General features: G+C 69.7%; 13 protein-coding genes and 2 pseudogenes. 3 read left to right on the top strand and 12 right to left on the bottom strand.

Annotated features, from left to right (window positions below):
- Positions 1-22: 22 nt before the first annotated feature.
- From FJM51_RS10105 to FJM51_RS10065, 10 genes are all read right to left on the bottom strand, one after another.
- A complete protein-coding gene (locus FJM51_RS10105) occupies positions 23-928 on the bottom strand; it encodes an ABC transporter permease (protein ID WP_140454015.1) in 906 nt (301 codons plus the stop codon).
- The gene (locus tag FJM51_RS10100; protein ID WP_181164518.1) at positions 925-1,713 is read right to left on the bottom strand and encodes an ABC transporter ATP-binding protein; all 789 of its coding nucleotides are present in this window, start codon (positions 1,711-1,713) and stop codon (positions 925-927) included. The genes FJM51_RS10105 and FJM51_RS10100 overlap by 4 nt, the downstream gene beginning before the upstream one ends.
- Positions 1,710-2,663: a hypothetical protein gene (locus tag FJM51_RS23755; protein ID WP_181164517.1), complete on the bottom strand. Its 954-nt coding sequence runs from the start codon at positions 2,661-2,663 to the stop codon at positions 1,710-1,712. Before FJM51_RS23755 ends, FJM51_RS10100 begins: the two co-directional genes overlap by 4 nt.
- Positions 2,653-3,684: a beta-propeller fold lactonase family protein gene (locus tag FJM51_RS10095; RefSeq protein WP_210240256.1), complete on the bottom strand. Its 1,032-nt coding sequence runs from the start codon at positions 3,682-3,684 to the stop codon at positions 2,653-2,655. Before FJM51_RS10095 ends, FJM51_RS23755 begins: the two co-directional genes overlap by 11 nt.
- 11 nt (positions 3,685-3,695) lie before the next feature.
- Positions 3,696-5,027 (bottom strand): ABC transporter substrate-binding protein, encoded by a 1,332-nt coding sequence (locus FJM51_RS10090; protein ID WP_140454013.1) that lies wholly within the window; start codon positions 5,025-5,027, stop codon positions 3,696-3,698.
- Positions 5,027-5,860, bottom strand: a complete 834-nt coding sequence (locus FJM51_RS10085) for a transporter substrate-binding domain-containing protein (RefSeq protein WP_140454012.1) — start codon at positions 5,858-5,860, stop codon at positions 5,027-5,029. Before FJM51_RS10085 ends, FJM51_RS10090 begins: the two co-directional genes overlap by 1 nt.
- Before the next feature lie 66 nt (positions 5,861-5,926).
- Complete coding sequence (locus FJM51_RS10080; protein ID WP_140454011.1) at positions 5,927-7,675, bottom strand: PQQ-dependent dehydrogenase, methanol/ethanol family; 1,749 nt, start codon at positions 7,673-7,675, stop codon at positions 5,927-5,929.
- Between the two features lie 38 nt (positions 7,676-7,713).
- Positions 7,714-8,118 (bottom strand): c-type cytochrome, encoded by a 405-nt coding sequence (locus FJM51_RS10075; RefSeq protein WP_140454010.1) that lies wholly within the window; start codon positions 8,116-8,118, stop codon positions 7,714-7,716.
- 84 nt (positions 8,119-8,202) lie between these two features.
- Complete coding sequence (aldA, locus tag FJM51_RS10070) at positions 8,203-9,669, bottom strand: aldehyde dehydrogenase (RefSeq protein WP_210240255.1); 1,467 nt, start codon at positions 9,667-9,669, stop codon at positions 8,203-8,205.
- Between the two features lie 153 nt (positions 9,670-9,822).
- A complete protein-coding gene (locus FJM51_RS10065) occupies positions 9,823-11,703 on the bottom strand; it encodes a sigma-54-dependent Fis family transcriptional regulator (RefSeq protein WP_181164516.1) in 1,881 nt (626 codons plus the stop codon).
- Between the two features lie 148 nt (positions 11,704-11,851).
- On the opposite strand from FJM51_RS10065, the gene FJM51_RS10060 reads away from it, so the two are divergent.
- A complete protein-coding gene (locus FJM51_RS10060) occupies positions 11,852-12,526 on the top strand; it encodes a cupin domain-containing protein (RefSeq protein ID WP_140454008.1) in 675 nt (224 codons plus the stop codon).
- A gap of 35 nt (positions 12,527-12,561) precedes the next feature.
- Here the strand turns inward: FJM51_RS10060 and FJM51_RS10055 are convergent.
- Positions 12,562-12,690: pseudogene (locus FJM51_RS10055) on the bottom strand (IS5/IS1182 family transposase); the annotation flags it as partial.
- Between the two features lie 95 nt (positions 12,691-12,785).
- Between FJM51_RS10055 and FJM51_RS10050 the strand changes: the two are divergent.
- Positions 12,786-13,471 (top strand): annotated as a pseudogene (locus tag FJM51_RS10050) (transposase); the annotation flags it as partial.
- A gap of 297 nt (positions 13,472-13,768) precedes the next feature.
- Here FJM51_RS10050 and FJM51_RS10040 read toward each other — a convergent pair.
- Positions 13,769-14,434, bottom strand: a complete 666-nt coding sequence (locus FJM51_RS10040; RefSeq protein WP_140454005.1) for a GntR family transcriptional regulator — start codon at positions 14,432-14,434, stop codon at positions 13,769-13,771.
- A gap of 148 nt (positions 14,435-14,582) precedes the next feature.
- Here FJM51_RS10040 and FJM51_RS10035 point away from each other — a divergent pair, with 148 nt between their 5' ends.
- Positions 14,583-15,881, top strand: coding sequence for a C4-dicarboxylate transporter DctA (locus tag FJM51_RS10035; RefSeq protein WP_140454004.1), 1,299 nt, complete (start codon positions 14,583-14,585; stop codon positions 15,879-15,881).
- Positions 15,882-16,374: the final 493 nt, after the last annotated feature.

The raw sequence follows: 16,374 nt of genomic DNA, 5'->3' as shown, positions 1-16,374 counted from the left end.
GAACGGCGGGCGGCGGCCCTGCTCAGCGGCTCCGCGCGGGCGGCGCCTCGATCCTCCGGATCCCCGCCATCGCCCGGGTCGCGAGAAGGACCGAGACCACCGGCAGGATCAGCGTGGTGGCGAGGCCGAGGCCGAGGGGCAGCTGGTTGAACCCGATCAGGTTGAACCGCAGCAGATCGAGGAAATAGCTGACCGGGTTGCACTGGACGAGGATCCGGAGCCAGTCCGGCAGTTCCACCACCCAGCCTCCGCCGATCGCATAGAGGCCCCGGTCCCGCAACTCGGCGCGGAGCGTCTCGGGGAGGTCGAGGAACCCCACGCCGCCGATGATGCCCTTGAGCGGAAAGATCGCCCCCGAGAGGAAGTAGAGCGGCTGGATCACGCCGTTCGAGATGCCGCCGAAGCCTTCGAAGGTCCGCGTCCGGCTCGCGAGGATCACCCCCATGCCGGTGAAGGTCACCCCCATCGCGAACATCACCAGCAGGGCCGGGAGCAGGTCGGACGGCGAAAGCTCGAGACCGATGAGCGGCGCGAAGGCGATCGGGATCGAGCCCTGGATCATCGCGACGAGCGCGCCCCCGAGGATCTTGCCCAGGGCCACCGAGAACATCGGCGCGGGAGAGACGAGCATCGCGCGCATGAGGCCCGTGCCCCGGTCCCAGACCAGCGCCATCGCCGATTGCAGCGAGGCGAAGAGGATGTTCAGCGTCACGACGCCGGGCAGGATGTATTGCGCGTAGCTGTAGCCCTCGATCTCGCGCAACGTGGCGCCGAGGCCGAAGCCGAGGATGACGAGCCAGAGCACCGTCCGCGACAGCGCGCCGAAGATCAGCGAACGATCGCGCCGGTAGCGGAGAAGCTCGCGCCAGCACATGATCCAGATGATGCGCGGCCGCAGCGGGCCGCGGTCGCGACTGAGCGCCGTCATCGGGCGATCCTCCTGATCCGCCCCTCGTCCGTTGGCGCATGGAGCGGGAGCGCGGTGTCGCGCGGGCCGGGGGTGGTGAGGCGCAGGAAGGCCTCCTCGAGACCCATGCCGCCGTGGCGGCGCGACAGTTCGGCCGGCGATCCCCGCGCGACGAGGCGGCCCTGGTCGATCACGCCAATCTCGCAGCAGGCCTCCGCCTCGGCGATGTTGTGCGTGGTCATCAGCACCGAGAGCCCGCTCTCGCGCAGGCCGGCGATGCGCCGCCAGAGATCGCGCCGCCCCTGGGTGTCGAGCCCCAGCGTCGGCTCGTCGAGGATGATCAGCCGGGGCCTGTGCATCAGCGCCCGTGCCAGTTCCAGTCGCCGGCGCATGCCCCCCGAAAGCGCGCGTGTGGGCCGGTCGGCGGCTTCCTCCAGATCGGCCCAGGCGATGCTCCGGGCGATCTCGGCCGCCGCCTCGCGCCGCCGCAGGCCGTGAAGCGCGGCGTGGATCGTCAGGTTCTCCCGCGCCGTCAGCTGGCCGTCGAGCGCCGTGTCCTGGAACACCATGCCGATCGCGGCGCGCACGGCTTTCGGCTCGCTCCGGACCGAGGCGCCGTCGATGCGCGCGTCGCCATGGTCGGGCGCGACGAGCGTGGTCAGCATGTGCAGGAGCGTCGTCTTGCCGGCGCCGTTCCGTCCCAGCAGGCCGAGGAACGCGCCGCGCGCCATGGAGAAGCTGACCGAGCGGACCGCGACGGTCGGCCCGAAGGATCGCCCGAGGTCGTCGCATTCGATGATGTTCATGGCGTCAGCGCCGTCCGGGCGGCGGCGAGCGCGCCGAGCAGCGCGTCGCAGGCTTCCGCCGGATCGTCCGTGGCACGGGGCTCGAACGCGGCGGAGATCGTCGCCCCGGCCTCCGGCGCCATCAGGCCGAGCGTGTCGGCGATCAGGGCGTCGTGATAGCGGCGTGCGATCGCGAGCCGCTCCGCCCCGATCGCCCCGTCTCCGCGCGCGAGCGCGGCGCATCCCTGGCGGGAGAGGCCGAGCACGAGGGCCGCCGCCCCGCCGAGGTCGCGCCCCGGATAGAGGTCGCTGTCCGAGATGACCTCGAGCAGCCCGACGAGCGGCTGTGCGATGCCCTCCGCTTCCTCCGGATTCACCGCCTCCGAGGCGAAGAGCGCATCGAGCCGCGCGAGCATCTCGGCCGCCTCGCCGGAGAGATCGTCGCCACCCGGCCCGCCGAGGATCCGCTCCACGCTCCGGAGTTCCTCGCCCCCGAGGGCGCGGGCCTCCGGCTCGCCCTCCGCCACCTCCTCCCAGCCTTCCGCGACGCCGCCCTCGTCGAGCAGCAGCGCGGCGGCGAGGGCCGCCCGGAACGGGGCGGTTCCGGCGACATCCGGCGGCGCCAGCAGGTCCCGCGCGGCGGCGACGGGATCCTTCGGGGCGCCGGGCGCGGGTTCGGCGCCGTCGAGAAGGCTCTCCAGCGCGCCGAGCGTCGCGGGGGAGGCGGCGCCGAGGCTCGCCCGGATCAGCGCGAGGTCGCCATCGGCGTCGCTCTCTTCCGAAGCCGTGGCATCGGGATCAGCCTCGGCCGCGCGGATCCGCGCGCCGATCCGTTCGAGGGCCGCCGCCTGGGCGAGGGCGACCGGATGGCTCTCGAAGGGCGCATTGGCGAATTGCCGCTCCGCGGCCAATGCCGGCGCGGCGCAGGCAAGGCCCGCGGCGAGGACCAGCGAGAGCGGATCAGCGCGCATCGACCACCCCCACCTCGACCGAATGGGCGCCGCGCCCCGCCGCGAACTGGTCGAGGACGCACAGGCAGTCCGCGCCGATGACGCTCACGCTGTCCGAAAGGCCGTTCGCCGTGTAGATCCGCTCGCCCCCGGGGCTCACGCTCAGGCCCCAGGGCCGCCGTCCCATCCGTTCGCGGATCACCTCCACCACCTCGGCCCTGGCCGTGTCGATCACGTAGACCGCGCTGGTGCCGCCGCCGGCGACGTAGAGGCGGCCGCCGGACGGGTCGAGATTCAGCTCCACCGGGCGGCTGTCGAGCCCGAGGCTGATCGTGTCCACCACCTTGCGCGCCGCGACGTCGATCACCGAGACGGTGCCGCCGATCTCAGCGGAGACATAGGCCCGCGCGCCGTCGGGCGAGAAGACCACGTCGCGCGGGCGGTTGCCCACCAGCAGATGCGTGAGTACCTTGCGCGCCCGGGCGTCGACCATCGTGACCGTGTGGCTCGTCTCGGCGGTGACAAGGACGTGTCGCCCGTCCGGGCTGACCGCCACGCCCTCGGTCTCGACGCCGGTCTGGAACTTGCCGATCTCCGCGCCGGTCGCCGTGTCGATGCCGACGACCTGCGCCGTCGCCTCCAGCGCGGCCCAGAGTTGCGTGCCGTCCGGACTGATCGCCACGCGCTCCGGATTGCCGCCGGCGCGGTAGCGCCGCAGGACGCGGTTCGTCGCCGTGTCGATGGCGACGATCGCATCCTCGGGAGATTGCCTGCCGGGCAGGAAGTCGCTGACGGCCACGTAGATCGTGCGCCCGTCCGGGCTTACCGCCATGCCGCGCGGCCGGACCTCGCCGGGGCGGCCCGATATGCCGATGGTGTCGAGCGTCTCGCCGCTCTCCGGGTCGATGACGCTGATGCTCGCGTCGTATTCGTTCGCGACATAGATCCTGTGGGCTCCGGCCTCGGCGGCGCCCGCCATGCCGGCGAGCGCGGCGAGGCCGAGCGCGAGCATTCTCGGGCGGGGCATTCTCAAGGCGGGCATCCGGTGTCTCCTCATGCGCGGCACTCCCCGGAACGGCGGATGTCGCCAAGCTGGTCCAGCCGTTCGACCGGCTCGGTGCCCGGCATGTAGATCGCCGGCAATTCGCCGGCGAGCGAGGCGCGGGCCGCGAGCGCGGGCAGTTCGCGCGAGGGCGAGGCGTCGGGATTGACCTTCACGAGATAGAGCGGCTGGCGCAACTGGTGGTCCCAGGGCCGGAAGCTCACACCGATGCCCTTGCTGACGTCGAAGACCGACTCCTCGCGCGCGAGATGCCGGGCAAGATCCTCGCCCCTGGCCGAGCCGGTGGCGATCGCCGCCTCCATGGCGATCTTGACCGCCTGATAGGCGGACCAGGCCGCCGGATCCATCGGCGCGCCCCAGCGCGCGGCGAAGCGGGTGTTGAGCTCGCGCGCCCCGTAGGCGTCGAGCGTCGGCTCCCAGAGCGCGGCGCGGTAGCCGGCGCCCGCCGCCGGCGCGACCTGGCTCAGCGTGAAGTAGTAGTCGCGCGTCTGCGCCGCCGGTTCGGGGAAGCCGACGACGGCCGCCGTCAGCCCCGCCGCCTCGTAATGGGACAGGAAGTCGCGCTGCGCCTGCCAGTCGGTCAGCAGGAAGACGACGTCCGACCGGCTCTCGCGGATGGCGTCGAGGACCGCCGCCGTATCGCGCGTCTCGCCTCGCCGCGCGACGCTCGCCCCGACCACCTCGGCGCCCCAGTAGCGATCCTCGAGCCCGGCGGCGGCCCGGGCGCGTCGGGCCTCGCCCTCGGCGGTCTCGTCATGGACGAAATGCCACCGCCGGAACCCCGCGCGCACGTGCCAGCCGAGGATCGCGTCGACATACATCGCCGCGCTCGCCTCGACATGGAAGGTATTGGCCCGGCAGGGTCCGGACCGCGCCAGATCGCTGGTCGCCCCGACATTGAGAAAGAGCGCGCCACTCTCCTCGGCGATGGCGGAGAGGATCTCCGCCTCCTCGGTCGTGTAGCCTCCGATCAGCACCGAGACCTGCTCGCGCGCGACGAGCCGGCGCGCCGCGCGGGCGACCGCCCCGGCGCCCGGAGCGTTGCCGATGGCGAGTTCGGGCGACCAGCCGAGCAGCCCGGCGTTGAGCGCCGCGTCCTCCTCCGCCAGGGCGAGGCCCATGCGCGCGGCCTCGCCGACGGAGCGCAGGTTGACGGCTCCCTCCGGCAGCGCGGCGCCGGCGATCGGCAGCGTCGCGCCGATGCGCAGGACATTCTCCGCCGCCGGGGTTCCGGCGCGAAGGGCGGAGGCGAGCGGCATCAGCGCCGCCGCGCCGGTTCCCGCCAGGAAGGCGCGGCGCGTGGGATCGGAAATCCTCGCCATCAGTAGGCTCCTCCGATGCTTTCGGTCGGCGCCGGCAGGTCGATGAGCGGAACCCCGGCGGCGGCCAGGACGGCCCGCGTCTCGTCCCACCGCCGCGACAGCGCACCGTCGATCTCGTCGCGCAGCGCCTCGTCGCCGGGACGCAGGCCGATCACCATCGAGGCCACCATCGGGATGAAGGGCGCGTCGATCTCGGGCGAGACCGGCGTGACGACCATGCCTCCGGTTTCCTTCGCAAACATCCCGGCCACGGGACCCCAGAGCAGGGCGATGTCGATCTTGCCGTCGCTGAGCGCCCGCGTCAGCGGCGCCTCGCGCGGGCCGTCGCCGGAATCGAGGAAATGGATCTGGTTCTGGACGATGCCGCGGTTCGCGAGCGAGACGCTCGGCGCCGCGAGCTTGCTCGGGCTTCCGGGCACGCCGATGCGCAGCCGTCTCAGCGCCTCGTCGTCGAGCGAGCTCACCTCGAAATCCGCGTCCCGGGGATAAACGAACACGTATCCGGTCCGGTAGTAGGCATGGGTCGAGAGAAAGCCCGGCTGCCCGTCCATCGCGCCCATGACCATGTCGCAGGCCCCGCTCTGGACGTAGCGCTGGCGGGTGCGCGCGCGCGTGTCGGGCAGCCAGACATAGGAGAGGCGCGCGCCGAGATCCCCGGCGAGGATCTCGGCGATCCTGTTGTCGAACCCTTCGCCGGCGCGATTCGAGAAGGGCAGGTCGTCGGGATCGGCGCAGACCCGCAACTCCCATCCGGTCTCGGCCGCCTGGGCGAAGGCGGCCGGGACGGCGGCGAGGCCGATCAGGACGCGGAGGAGGTTCGAGAGAAATGACATCGCAGGGGCTCGTCGCGGCGGGTGAGGGGTGGACGCGCGGCCCTGAGGACCGCGCGCCCGCGAGAGTCAGCCGGGCAGGGCGAAGACCCAGAGGCTGCCCCCCAGCGGAGTCTTCGTATCGGTTCCCCAGGCCGTGTCCACGAAATCCTCGAACCGGCCGGCATCCACGCCCCAGCCGGTGGCCACGGCGATGTACTGCCGGCCGTCACGCTCGAAGCTCACGGGAGGCGCGACGATGCCGCCATCGAGCCGCTTGCTCCAGAGCACCTCGCCGGTCTTGGCGTCGAAGGCCCGGAACTCCGCGTCGTTGGTGCCGCCCGAGAAGACGAGCCCCCCGGCGGTCGAGAGGATCGGCCCCCAGTTCGGCGACTTGAAGTTGACCTGCCAGACCTTCTCCATCGTCTTGATGTTCCAGGCCTGGACGGCGCCGATATGGTCCTTGGCGCCCTCGGACGGCGTCATCTCGAGGCCGGAGCCGAGGTAGAGCACGCCGGGCTCGTATTCGACCTCCGCGCCTTCCATGGAGCCGCAGTGGTTCTCGTTCACCGAGATGAAGGCGTAGCCGAGCTCGGGGTCATAGGATTCCCCGGGCCAGTCGCGCCCACCCCAGGCCGAGGGGCAGAAATCCGTGCGGACGCCGAGGACGGGCGTGTGCTCGGGATCGTATTCCGGGCGTCCGGTCTCGGGGTCGAGCCCGAGGAAGACGTTCTGGAACACGTAGGGCTTGCCCTGGAGGAAGGAGAGCTGTCCGTCGCCGCGGTCGAACTTGTAGAGATAGCCGTTGCGGGCGAACTTGAACGCGAGTTCCTTCTCCGCGCCGTCCTCCTCGACGTTGATGAGCGTCGGCGGCGTGGTCTCGTCCCAGTCCCAGGTCTCGTTCCACTGATACTGGAAATGCGTCTTGATCTCGCCCGTCTCGGGATCGAGGCCGAGGGTGGAGGAGGTATAGAGGTTGTCGCCCGGACGCAGCGAGCCGACCCAGGGCGCGCCGTTGCCCACGCCCCAGTAGGCGATGTCGTTCTGCGCGTCGTAGGTGCCGGTGATCCAGACCGAGCCGCCGCCGTGCTTCCAGGTATCGCCGGTCCAGGTCTCGCTGCCCGGCTGGCCGGGTTCGGGAATGGTGTAGGTCTTCCAGACCTGCGCGCCGGTCTCCGCGTCGGAAGCCTCGACGAAACCGCGCACGCCAAGCTCGCCGCCCGATACGCCGACCATGACCTTGCCGTCGACCACGAGCGGCGCGAGGGTCATGTAGTAGCCCTCTTCCCAGTCCGCGAGCGTGCGCTCCCAGAGCTGCGCGCCCGTGCGCGCGTCGAGCGCGACGAGATGCGCGTCGAGCGTGGCGAAGAACACCTTGTCCCCGTAGAGCGCGACGCCGCGGTTGGTCGGATGCAGCGGGATGAGCCCCTCGGGCAGCTTCCACATGTAGCGCCAGATCTCGGCGCCCGACGCCGCGTCATAGGCGATGACCTGGTTGTCCGGCGTGCTCATGAACATCACGCCGTCGTTGACGAGCGGCGGTGCCTGATGGGCCGGCGCCGCCGGCAGCGCGGCGAATTCCGTCACGGGCTGGTGCGGCCCGGTCGAGGCGTGCCACACTTCCTCGAGCCCGGCGACATTCTCGGCCGTGATCTCGCGGAGCGGGCTGTGGGACTGCCCGTCATAGGTGCGGCGGGTGCTCAGCCAGTTGGACGGCTCGGGATCCTTCAGGCGCCCGGCGGTCACGCTGTTGTAGTTCTCGACCTCGCCGGCCCATGCGACGGAGGCGAGTCCGATCGTGAGGGCTGAGAGAGAGACAAGCAGTTTGCGGGATGACATGGTTCCTCCTCGTGTCGTTTGTTCGTGGTTCTCAGCGTTCAGCGCATGCCGGAGACTTCATCCACGGTCACCGGCCCGTAGTCGTTGCCCCAGCTGTTGAGGATGAAGGTCGCGATGCCGGCGATGTCCTCGTCCGAGAGGGCGGCTGCGAAGTCGGGCATGTATCCGGGGCCCGTCAGGATGGCGTTGACGAGATAGCCCGAATCCACCCGCACCTTGGGGTTGCCCGCGAGCGGAACGCCCGCCGTTCCCTTGCTGCCGTGGCAGACGCGGCAGTTCCGCAGATAGAGCGATTGCCCCGCCTCCACGGCGGCGGCGAGCGCGGGGTCATCCGGCGCCGCCGCCTCGGCGGCGATGGCCCCGTCCCGCGCGCCCGCGGCCACCAGGGCGAACGCGAGCAGGCTCCGCGCCAGTCCGGATCTCCCCCATTCCCGTGCTGTCATTCCTCGATCTCCATTCCGGGGTCCGGGATCGTCCGCGCGCGCCGCCTCCGGGCGCGCGGGACGCTTGTTACGATCGCGCCGCGATCAGCTCTGCAGGTAGACCACGTGGGTCTGCGTGTACTCGTAGAGCCCGTGCTTGCCGTCGGCGCCGCCGATGCCGGACTTGCGCGTTCCGGCGTGGAAGCCCTGCATCGCCTCGAAATTCTCGCGGTTGACGTAGGTCTCGCCGAATTTCAGTTCGCGGCTCGCGCGCATCGCATTGCCGATGTCGCGGGTATAGATCGAGGAGGTCAGGCCGTAGTCGCTGTCGTTGGACCGCTCGATCGCCTCGTCGAGGCTTTCGACCGTGTTGACGGGAATGACCGGGCCGAAGGTCTCGGCGCGCATGATCTCGCTGTCCTGGGCGCAGTTCGTCAGCACGGTGGGCTGGTAGAAATTGCCCGCGCCGAGATCGGCGGCCGCGCCGCCGGTCACGAGCGTCGCCCCCGCCGCCGTCGCGCGCCCGACCATGCCCGCGACCTTCTCGAGCCCCGCCCGGTTGATCATCGGCCCGTAGTCGACGCCCGGATCGGCCAGCGGATCGCCGCAGCGCGCGGCCCGCATCTTCGCGGCCAGCTTCTCGACGAATTCCGCCTCGACATCCTTGTGGACATAGACCCGCTCGGCGCAGTTGCAGACCTGGCCGGAGTTGATGATCCGCGAGGAGGTCACCGCCTGCGCCGCGAGATCGAGATCCGCGTCGTTCATCACGATCGCCGGGGCCTTGCCGCCGAGTTCGAGATTGACCTTGGTGATGTTCTTCGCGGCGGCGGCCATGATGCGCGAGCCCGTCGCGACCGAGCCGGTGAAGCTCAGCATGCCGACCCGGGGGTTCTCGCAGAGCGCCGCGCCGGTGGTCGCGCCCCGGCCGTAGACCATGTTGACGACGCCCGCCGGCATGTCGGTCTCCGCGAGGAGCTTCATGAACATCGCGGCGTTGTTCGGCGTCTCCTCGGAGGGCTTGATGACGATCGTGTTGCCGGTGATCAGCGCCGGCGCGAGCTTGCGGGCGATCAGGAAGAACGGGAAGTTCCAGGGCAGGATCCCGCCGACGACGCCGATCGCCTGGCGGTAGAGATAGATGGTCTCGCCCGGGCGGTCCGAATTGATGATCTCGCCCTCGATCCGGCGGGCCCATTCGGCCATGTAGTCGATGTAATCCGCGGTGAAGGCGACCTCGACCTCCGCGAGCCCCATGACCTTGCCCTGTTCCTCGACGATGACGCGGGCGAGCTCGGGCACGTTCTCGCGGATCTTCGCCGCGATCCGGCGCAGGAAGCCCGCGCGCTCGATCGCCGGGCGCCGCTCCCAGGCCGGCTGGGCGGCGGCGGCCGCGGCGACCGCGTCCTCGACCACCGCGGCGGGCGTGTCCGGCACCTCGGAGATGACCGCGTCCGTCGACGGGTTCAGCACCGGGATCGCATCGCCGCCCCGGGTCTCGACGAATTCGCCGTTGATGTAGTTGCGGTGCATCGGCGCGGCCTTGTTCTCCGCGGACATGACCTTGTTCACTGGGATCTCCTCTCTTCTGTTCCGTTGACCGTTTCGCCGCCCGTCAGGACGACGCGACCCCTCGACCGGGCGGACGGGGGGTCCACCCGATGCGACGTCTCTTCGCGTTGGAGCTGGCTTGCCGGCTCGGCGGCCGGCTTCGGCGGAGCTAGGTCATGGCTCCGGCCCCGGGCCGATATGCTTGTAGACCGTGGTCCGCGACATGTTTAGGCGCCGCGCCGCGATGCTGATGTTCCCGCCGCATTCGGCCACCGCCTTCTGGATCTCGAGGCATTTCAGCGTCTTGACCGGGTGGCCCGCGCAATGCGCGCAGGGCTCGATCCGGGAGGTGATCCAGGGCAGGAGCCGCAGCACGTCCTCGTCGCGGATCGCCTGCGCGTCCGGCACGCGCGTGAGCTGGAAGAGCAGCCGGCGCAGCAGGTAGAAGGTCAGCCGGCCGCCCAGGCCGCGCATCCGCTCCGCCGCGTCGTCCGAGAGGCGGATCCCGGGCGCGATGTCGGCGAGCATGCGGACCGCGATCCGGTCGAAATCCGCGCGCGCGGCGAGCGGCATCACCTCGCAGGTGTATCCCCAGATGTCGTTCATGCTCTCATGGGCGAGGTTCGGACAGAGGATCTCCTCCGCGCCGGGCTTTCGGTTCTCGATCGCGATCAGCGCCCACATCCGCTCGTCCCCGGCGTCGCGCGCGCCGTTCATCTCGCGGACCTGGTCGGCCAGCGTCTCGAGAATGGATTTCGACCGCGATCCGACTTTCTCGATCCCGTCGATGATCAGGGTGGAGGGCTCCGCGAGATCGAGGAACTCTCCGGCCACCGCGGCGCCGGACCCGTGGACGCGCGCCTTCAGCGTGCTGCTGAGATGGGTCTCGACGATGGCGCCGCAATCGACGACGACCCGGCGCGGGTTCAGTCCGGAGAGCGCGTGGATGGTCTCGGCGACACGGCTCAGCCCGTGTCCCGAAAGCCCGAGGACGCGCACCGGCATCCCGAGCCGCAGCGCGTCGACCGACATCCGCGCGCGCTGGCGCAGCAGTTCATCCTCCGGCTGGCCGAACCCCTCGGGCTCGCGGTCGGTTCTTCTCGGCACGCGCACGGCATCGACACCAATGATCGCTTCTCCGGTCCGGGGCGGAAGCTGGAGATACCTGCCCCGGGTCAGGCGCAGTTTCACCGCGATCGCGGAATTCGTCCGGTCCCTCAGCACGACGGTGTCGCCGAGCCCGATCTGGTCCATCGCCCCGCCGAAATCCTGCAGGAACAGGTCCGAGAAATGGACCTCGTCGCGTTTCGGCAGCGCGCCGAGCAGCCTCTGCGCCATCATGTTGCGCCCGGTCAGGCGCCCGTCGGCGTCGAAGGCGAGCATCCCGGCGCTTTGCGTGTCGAGATATTCCCGCCGCGAATGACAGAGGATGATTAGGTCGTTCCGATGGTCCTCCACGAACAGCCGGTTCGAGATGTTGTTGACGGCGATGTTCACGAGGGTCGCGCAGTAGTACTGCCGGTCCAGAAGCGGCGATGTGACGTTCAGCACGCCGAGAATGTTGTTCGCGCTGTCGAAGATCGGCGCGGCGGTGCAGCCGATCCCGCTGTTCTCGCGGAAGAAGTGCTCGCTTCCGATCACGGTGACGAGCTTCTTGTGCTTGGCCGACAGGCCGAGCGCGTTCGTGCCCCGGATCGTCTCGTCCCAGACCGAGCCGGGCGTGATCACGGCGCGCACCTCGCTGGCGGCGCATTCGGTATCCGCGATCACGTCGATGAGCGTGCCCGTGGGATCGCCGAAGGCGATGAGGTTGTTCGATCCCGCGATCTGGCTGCTCAGCAGTTCCATCTCGGGCCGCGCGAGCAGGAGGACGCGTTCCACCATCTGCTTGCGGAGCAGGAAATCCTGCGCCGAGAGGCTCGTGCGCTCGGGAGAGGCATGCGGATCCATGCCCCGGCCCAGACAGGCCTTCCAGCTCGCGGAGATCGTATCCGCCATGCCCGGGTCGACGGCGCCCGGCGCGGTCCGCGCGAGCGCCAGCACCTCCTGGCTCATCCTTCCCTCCCGTCTTTTGCGGGCACAATCAGCCAATCCGGGCGCCGCTGCAAACAGGATCGGCGATCTGTTCATTTTCTGGACGATCCGCTTTCGCGCGATATGCTCGGGGACAGGGCCGGTGGCGGCCGGGGCGGAGGTGGTGGCGATGCGTCTCAACGATGATCTGAACGTCCGGGCGGTGGTTCACGCCCGGAACCTCGACTGGATCCCGAGCCCGACGAAGGGCGTCGACCGGCGGATGCTGTTCAGGATCGGCGAGGAGAAGGCGCGCGCCACCTCGATCGTGCGCTACGCGCCCGACAGCCATTTTCCCCGCCACACCCATACCGGCGGCGAGGAATTCCTGGTGCTCGACGGCGTGTTCCAGGACGAGAGCGGCGACTTCCCGGAAGGCAGCTACGTGCGCAACCCGCCCGGCACCGGCCACGCGCCGGGCAGCGACGGCGGCTGCGTGATCTTCGTGAAGCTCTGGCAGTTCCGGGCGGAGGACGAGGCCCGGACCGTGCGCCGCCCCGGCGAGGGCGAGCCCGCCGCGCTCCGCCCCGGCGTCGCGGCCTCGACGGTTCTCTTCGACGACGGCCACGAGCGGGTCATGCTCGAGGACTGGCGGCCCGGCGCGGAGGTCGGGATCGCCAACCCCCGCGGGCTCGAGCTTCTGGTGCTCTCGGGCTCCTTCTCCGACGGGACCGGGACGTTCGAGCGATGGAGCTGGCTCCGCCTTCCGGCGGGAACGGACCTCGCCGCCGTGACGGGCGCGGAAGGCGCGCGGGTCTGGTACAAGAGCGCGCCGCTCCTGCTCGAGGGTGTCGTCCTGTTCTGAGTGCCGGACTTGAAACTCACTTCCCGACAGGGGAGCCTTGCGAGGCGTCTGGTCGTGACGCGGATGTGGGCGATGAAAATCCACGCCTCGCCCGAAGCGATGGATCTCTCCCGATCCTTCGCCAGTCGGCGGCATCGTCCGAGCCAGGCGAAGGTGCGTTCGACATGCGCTGATCGCGACCCAAGGCGGGATCGAAGGCTGCCAAGAAGGACGCGATGCGCTCTGAGAGCCGCGTTCTCACCCGCGCGGGAACGCTGCGATGCCCCCCCTTCGACGTCTCAATGAGGAGACCGCCATCCCCGTCATCGATGAGACGGGCGCCACGATCTGGCGCGGCAAGCGCGCGAGCGATCCGGACGCGCTGACCACGACCCCGCGGCGTCACGCGCCTGACCTTGCGCGCGTAGGCCTGGAGACAGGGCCGCTCACTCCCTTGCTTTCCCACACCTGCGAGGCGCTTGGCCTGCCCATCCTCTGCCTGGACGCGCGGCATGCGCGAACGGCCACCGCCTCGCAGCGAAACATGGGTGTGGCGATCGACCTGTCCAACCAGATCCGCGGCGCGCTCAAGACGTTCGGCCTGATGGCCGGCAAAGGAGCCGGGCGTGCTCTCGAAAACCGGGTGCGCGAGCTCATCCAGGCCGGTCCGATCATCGCCGCCATCATTGAGCCCCCCTGGCGGCATGGCAGGCCGTGCGCGGCCAGATCGGTGTCCCGGATCGGCGGCTTATCACCCTGGCCAAAGATGATGCGACCTGCCGCCTGCTGATGACCTGTCCCGGCGTCGGGATCATCGTCGCCGCGAGCTTCGCGGCCGCTATCGAAGCGCCCGAGCACTTCCGTCACTCTCGGTCCGTCGGAGCCGATCTTGGACTGACCCCGGCACGCCATCAATCCGGCGAGATCGATCGTACGGGTGGGCTCTCGCGAGGCGACGACCGGCTGACGTCCCCGGGGGCATGGCAGAGGCCCCCACGACGCTGCCAGCCGCGACACGGTCAGCGCTGGCGCGGCCTCGGCCAACGTCAATGGGGCGCGCGATGACGAGGCCCCGCGGACCTGTGATGGACATCCGCCTGCCCGCGCTTCATTCGATGCCTGCCTTTCGCTCACGGAAGGGCAGCTGTCGCCATGGACCGCGCCTTTCGTTACGCCGGTCCCGAGCGTCCTCGGCATCCTGTCCCTGGCTGCTCGCCGACAGCCGCGCAGGGCAACTCAGGGTGCCTCGCGTCGGGGCGCGTCTCAGATGAGGATGCCCCACCAGCGCAGTGTCATCTGGTAGTGCGCGGCGATCGCCGCGACGGCTTCCTCCGCGTCGCGGCGCTCGAGCGCCTCTATGATCGTCAGGTGCTCGTTCATCGCGGAGACGATCCGATCGGGCAGGAATGGCCGGGTGTTCTGGATCACCGCGACGCGGTCGCGGTTGGCCTGATAGGCCTCGGAAACGAGCGCGTTGTCGAGGCCGGTCGAGAGCGCGTCGTGCAGGCTCAGGTCGGTTGCGACCGCCCGGCCCGGCAGGTCGGGAGTGATCGCCCGAAGGGCGTCCTCGATCAGTTCGAGATGATCGCGGCGGAGCGTCGCGAGCGGCAACTCGACCCCGGCCGTGATCAGCCGGCGCGCGCCTTCCTGATCCAGCATCGCACGCATGTCCATGCAGTCGCGTGTCGTCGCGCTGTCGGCGTTCATCACCATGACGCCGCGCTTGGGCAACACCCGGACGAGCCCGTTGACCTCGCCCCGCTTCACCGCTTCGCGGGTCGCTGCGAGCGGCAGGTCGAGCAGGCCCACCAGCCTTGGCATCGAGACGAACTGTCCCGCGGTGAGCGCCCCGTCGCGAAGATGCGTGATCAGCCGTCCATAGGCCTGATCGACCATCAGCGCCTCGCCAATCGGCCGCTCGCGGTTCATTTCCGGCTCCCCATTTTCAGGGCATAGACGAAAGTGCTTCGCACTATGCCACTGTTACGCGTCCGTCAGCATGTTTGCTAACATGTCAGATAGCGTTTCACTCGCGAAGCCGCAAGAGCTTGCGAGACCAGCAGGAAGGGAGCCTGAGATGCCCGCGTTCACAAAATCACTCTTCGGCCAGGTCATGGTCGCCCTCGTCCTCGGCATCGTCGTGGGCGTATTCTGGCCCGACTTCGCGGCCGCGATGAAGCCGTTCGGCGACGGCTTCATCAAGCTCATCAAGATGGTGATCGCGCCGCTCGTCTTCGGCGTGGTCGTCCACGGCATCGCGAGCGCGGGCGATCTCAAGAAGGTCGGCCGTGTCGGAGTGAAGTCGATCGTCTACTTCGAGGCGGTGACGACCATCGCGCTCATCCTCGGCATACTCGTCGCCTATATCGTCGGGCCGGGGCACGGGATGAACGTCGATACCGCGACGCTCGATTCGAGCGCGCTCTCGTCCTACGTGGAGCGGACGAAGGACATTCACGGCCCTGTCGACTTCCTGCTCGGGATCATCCCCTCGACCTTCGTCGGCGCCTTCGCGAACGGCGACATCCTCCAGGTGCTGGTCCTCGCCGTGCTGTTCGGGGCGGCGCTGTCGCTCATCGGGGAGCGGGCGCGGCCGGTGACGCATCTCATCGAGCTCACGACCGAAGTGCTGTTCAAGATCATCGGCTTCATCGTCCGCCTCGCGCCGCTCGGCGTCTTCGGCGCGATCGCCTATACCGTCGGCAGGTACGGCGTCGGCTCGCTGCAGCAGCTCGGCACGCTCGTCGTCCTCTACTACCTGACGGTGATCTTCTTCGTCCTCGTCGTTCTCGGCGGCATCCTGCGCCTCGCCGGCTTCTCGATCCTGAAGTTCCTGCGCTACCTGCGCGAGGAGCTGATGATCGTGCTCGGCACCGCCTCTTCCGACAGCGTGCTGCCGCAGATCATGAAGAAGCTCGAGCACATGGGGATCAAGGATTCGACGGTCGGCCTCGTGATCCCGACCGGCTATTCCTTCAACCTCGACGCCTTCTCGATCTACCTCACGCTCGCCACCGTCTTCATCGCCCAGGCGACGAACACGCCGCTCGCCTTCTCGGACCTGCTGCTGATCCTCGGCGTCGCGCTGCTGACCTCCAAGGGGGCGCATGGCATCCCGGGCTCGGCGATCGTGGTGCTGGCGGCGACGCTGTCGGCGGTGCCGGTGATACCGGCGATCGGCCTCGTGCTGGTGCTCTCCGTCGACTGGTTCATGGGCATGGCCCGCGCGCTCGGCAACCTGATCGGCAACTGCGTCGCGACGGTGGTGATCGCGGCGTGGGAGGGCGACATTGACCGAGAGCGCGCGCGGGCGGTTCTGGACGGCACTCTGGACGAGGGCTCCGTCGACTTGCTGGATGAGCCTCTCGAGGCATGAGCCCCGCTTCGGGAGCGTCCCCCGCCCGCGGCGCGCTCCCGAACCGCCTCTCCCCGTCACTGTGGGGGATGCGCGGACGGTCGGAACGAGGCCTTCGACCCGAGCCATAGCGAGCTTGAGCCGGAGACCCGCCCCTCGGGCGAACGAGGCGGAAGCGGACGATCCGCGCCCCGAGGCGATGCTCGCCGCGATCGAGGCGGCGGGGGGGGGCGCAAGTCCGCCTTTGAAGTAGCTCGGCGGTCGCCTCTCGCGCGACGCGATCCTCGTCGCCATCGCGACCACGATCTCCCGGGGCCGCCGACGCGCAAGCGGATCAGCCGGCTGACGGCGGAGACGCCGCCCTGGTATCTCAGGCTCTACGCGGTGATGGTCGGCTTCCTCACCCACACGGGCTACAGCCGACCCCGGCCCTCGCGAAGCAGGGTGTGGCCTTCGGCCTGCCGCACCAGCTCTCGGCCTCGGACGTCGCGGTGGTCGACATCTTCCTCGAGGA

Source organism: Amaricoccus solimangrovi (genome assembly GCF_006385685.1).
Classification (GTDB): Bacteria; Pseudomonadota; Alphaproteobacteria; order Rhodobacterales; family Rhodobacteraceae; genus Amaricoccus; species Amaricoccus solimangrovi.
Note: the sequence above shows the minus strand (reverse complement) of the source record. Positions and strands in the feature narration are given on the sequence as shown.

Bases quoted from the DNA above. Each gene is read 5' to 3' on its own strand.
- FJM51_RS10105 (WP_140454015.1), bottom strand. From the start codon at position 928: ATGACGGCGCTCAGTCGCGACCGCGGCCCGCTGCGGCCGCGCATCATC.
- FJM51_RS10100 (WP_181164518.1), bottom strand. From the start codon at position 1,713: ATGAACATCATCGAATGCGACGACCTCGGGCGATCCTTCGGGCCGACC.
- FJM51_RS23755 (WP_181164517.1), bottom strand. From the start codon at position 2,663: ATGCGCGCTGATCCGCTCTCGCTGGTCCTCGCCGCGGGCCTTGCCTGC.
- FJM51_RS10095 (WP_210240256.1), bottom strand. From the start codon at position 3,684: ATGCCCGCCTTGAGAATGCCCCGCCCGAGAATGCTCGCGCTCGGCCTC.
- FJM51_RS10090 (WP_140454013.1), bottom strand. From the start codon at position 5,027: ATGGCGAGGATTTCCGATCCCACGCGCCGCGCCTTCCTGGCGGGAACC.
- FJM51_RS10085 (WP_140454012.1), bottom strand. From the start codon at position 5,860: ATGTCATTTCTCTCGAACCTCCTCCGCGTCCTGATCGGCCTCGCCGCC.
- FJM51_RS10080 (WP_140454011.1), bottom strand. From the start codon at position 7,675: ATGTCATCCCGCAAACTGCTTGTCTCTCTCTCAGCCCTCACGATCGGA.
- FJM51_RS10075 (WP_140454010.1), bottom strand. From the start codon at position 8,118: ATGACAGCACGGGAATGGGGGAGATCCGGACTGGCGCGGAGCCTGCTC.
- FJM51_RS10065 (WP_181164516.1), bottom strand. From the start codon at position 11,703: ATGAGCCAGGAGGTGCTGGCGCTCGCGCGGACCGCGCCGGGCGCCGTC.
- FJM51_RS10060 (WP_140454008.1), top strand. From the start codon at position 11,852: ATGCGTCTCAACGATGATCTGAACGTCCGGGCGGTGGTTCACGCCCGG.
- FJM51_RS10040 (WP_140454005.1), bottom strand. From the start codon at position 14,434: ATGAACCGCGAGCGGCCGATTGGCGAGGCGCTGATGGTCGATCAGGCC.
- FJM51_RS10035 (WP_140454004.1), top strand. From the start codon at position 14,583: ATGCCCGCGTTCACAAAATCACTCTTCGGCCAGGTCATGGTCGCCCTC.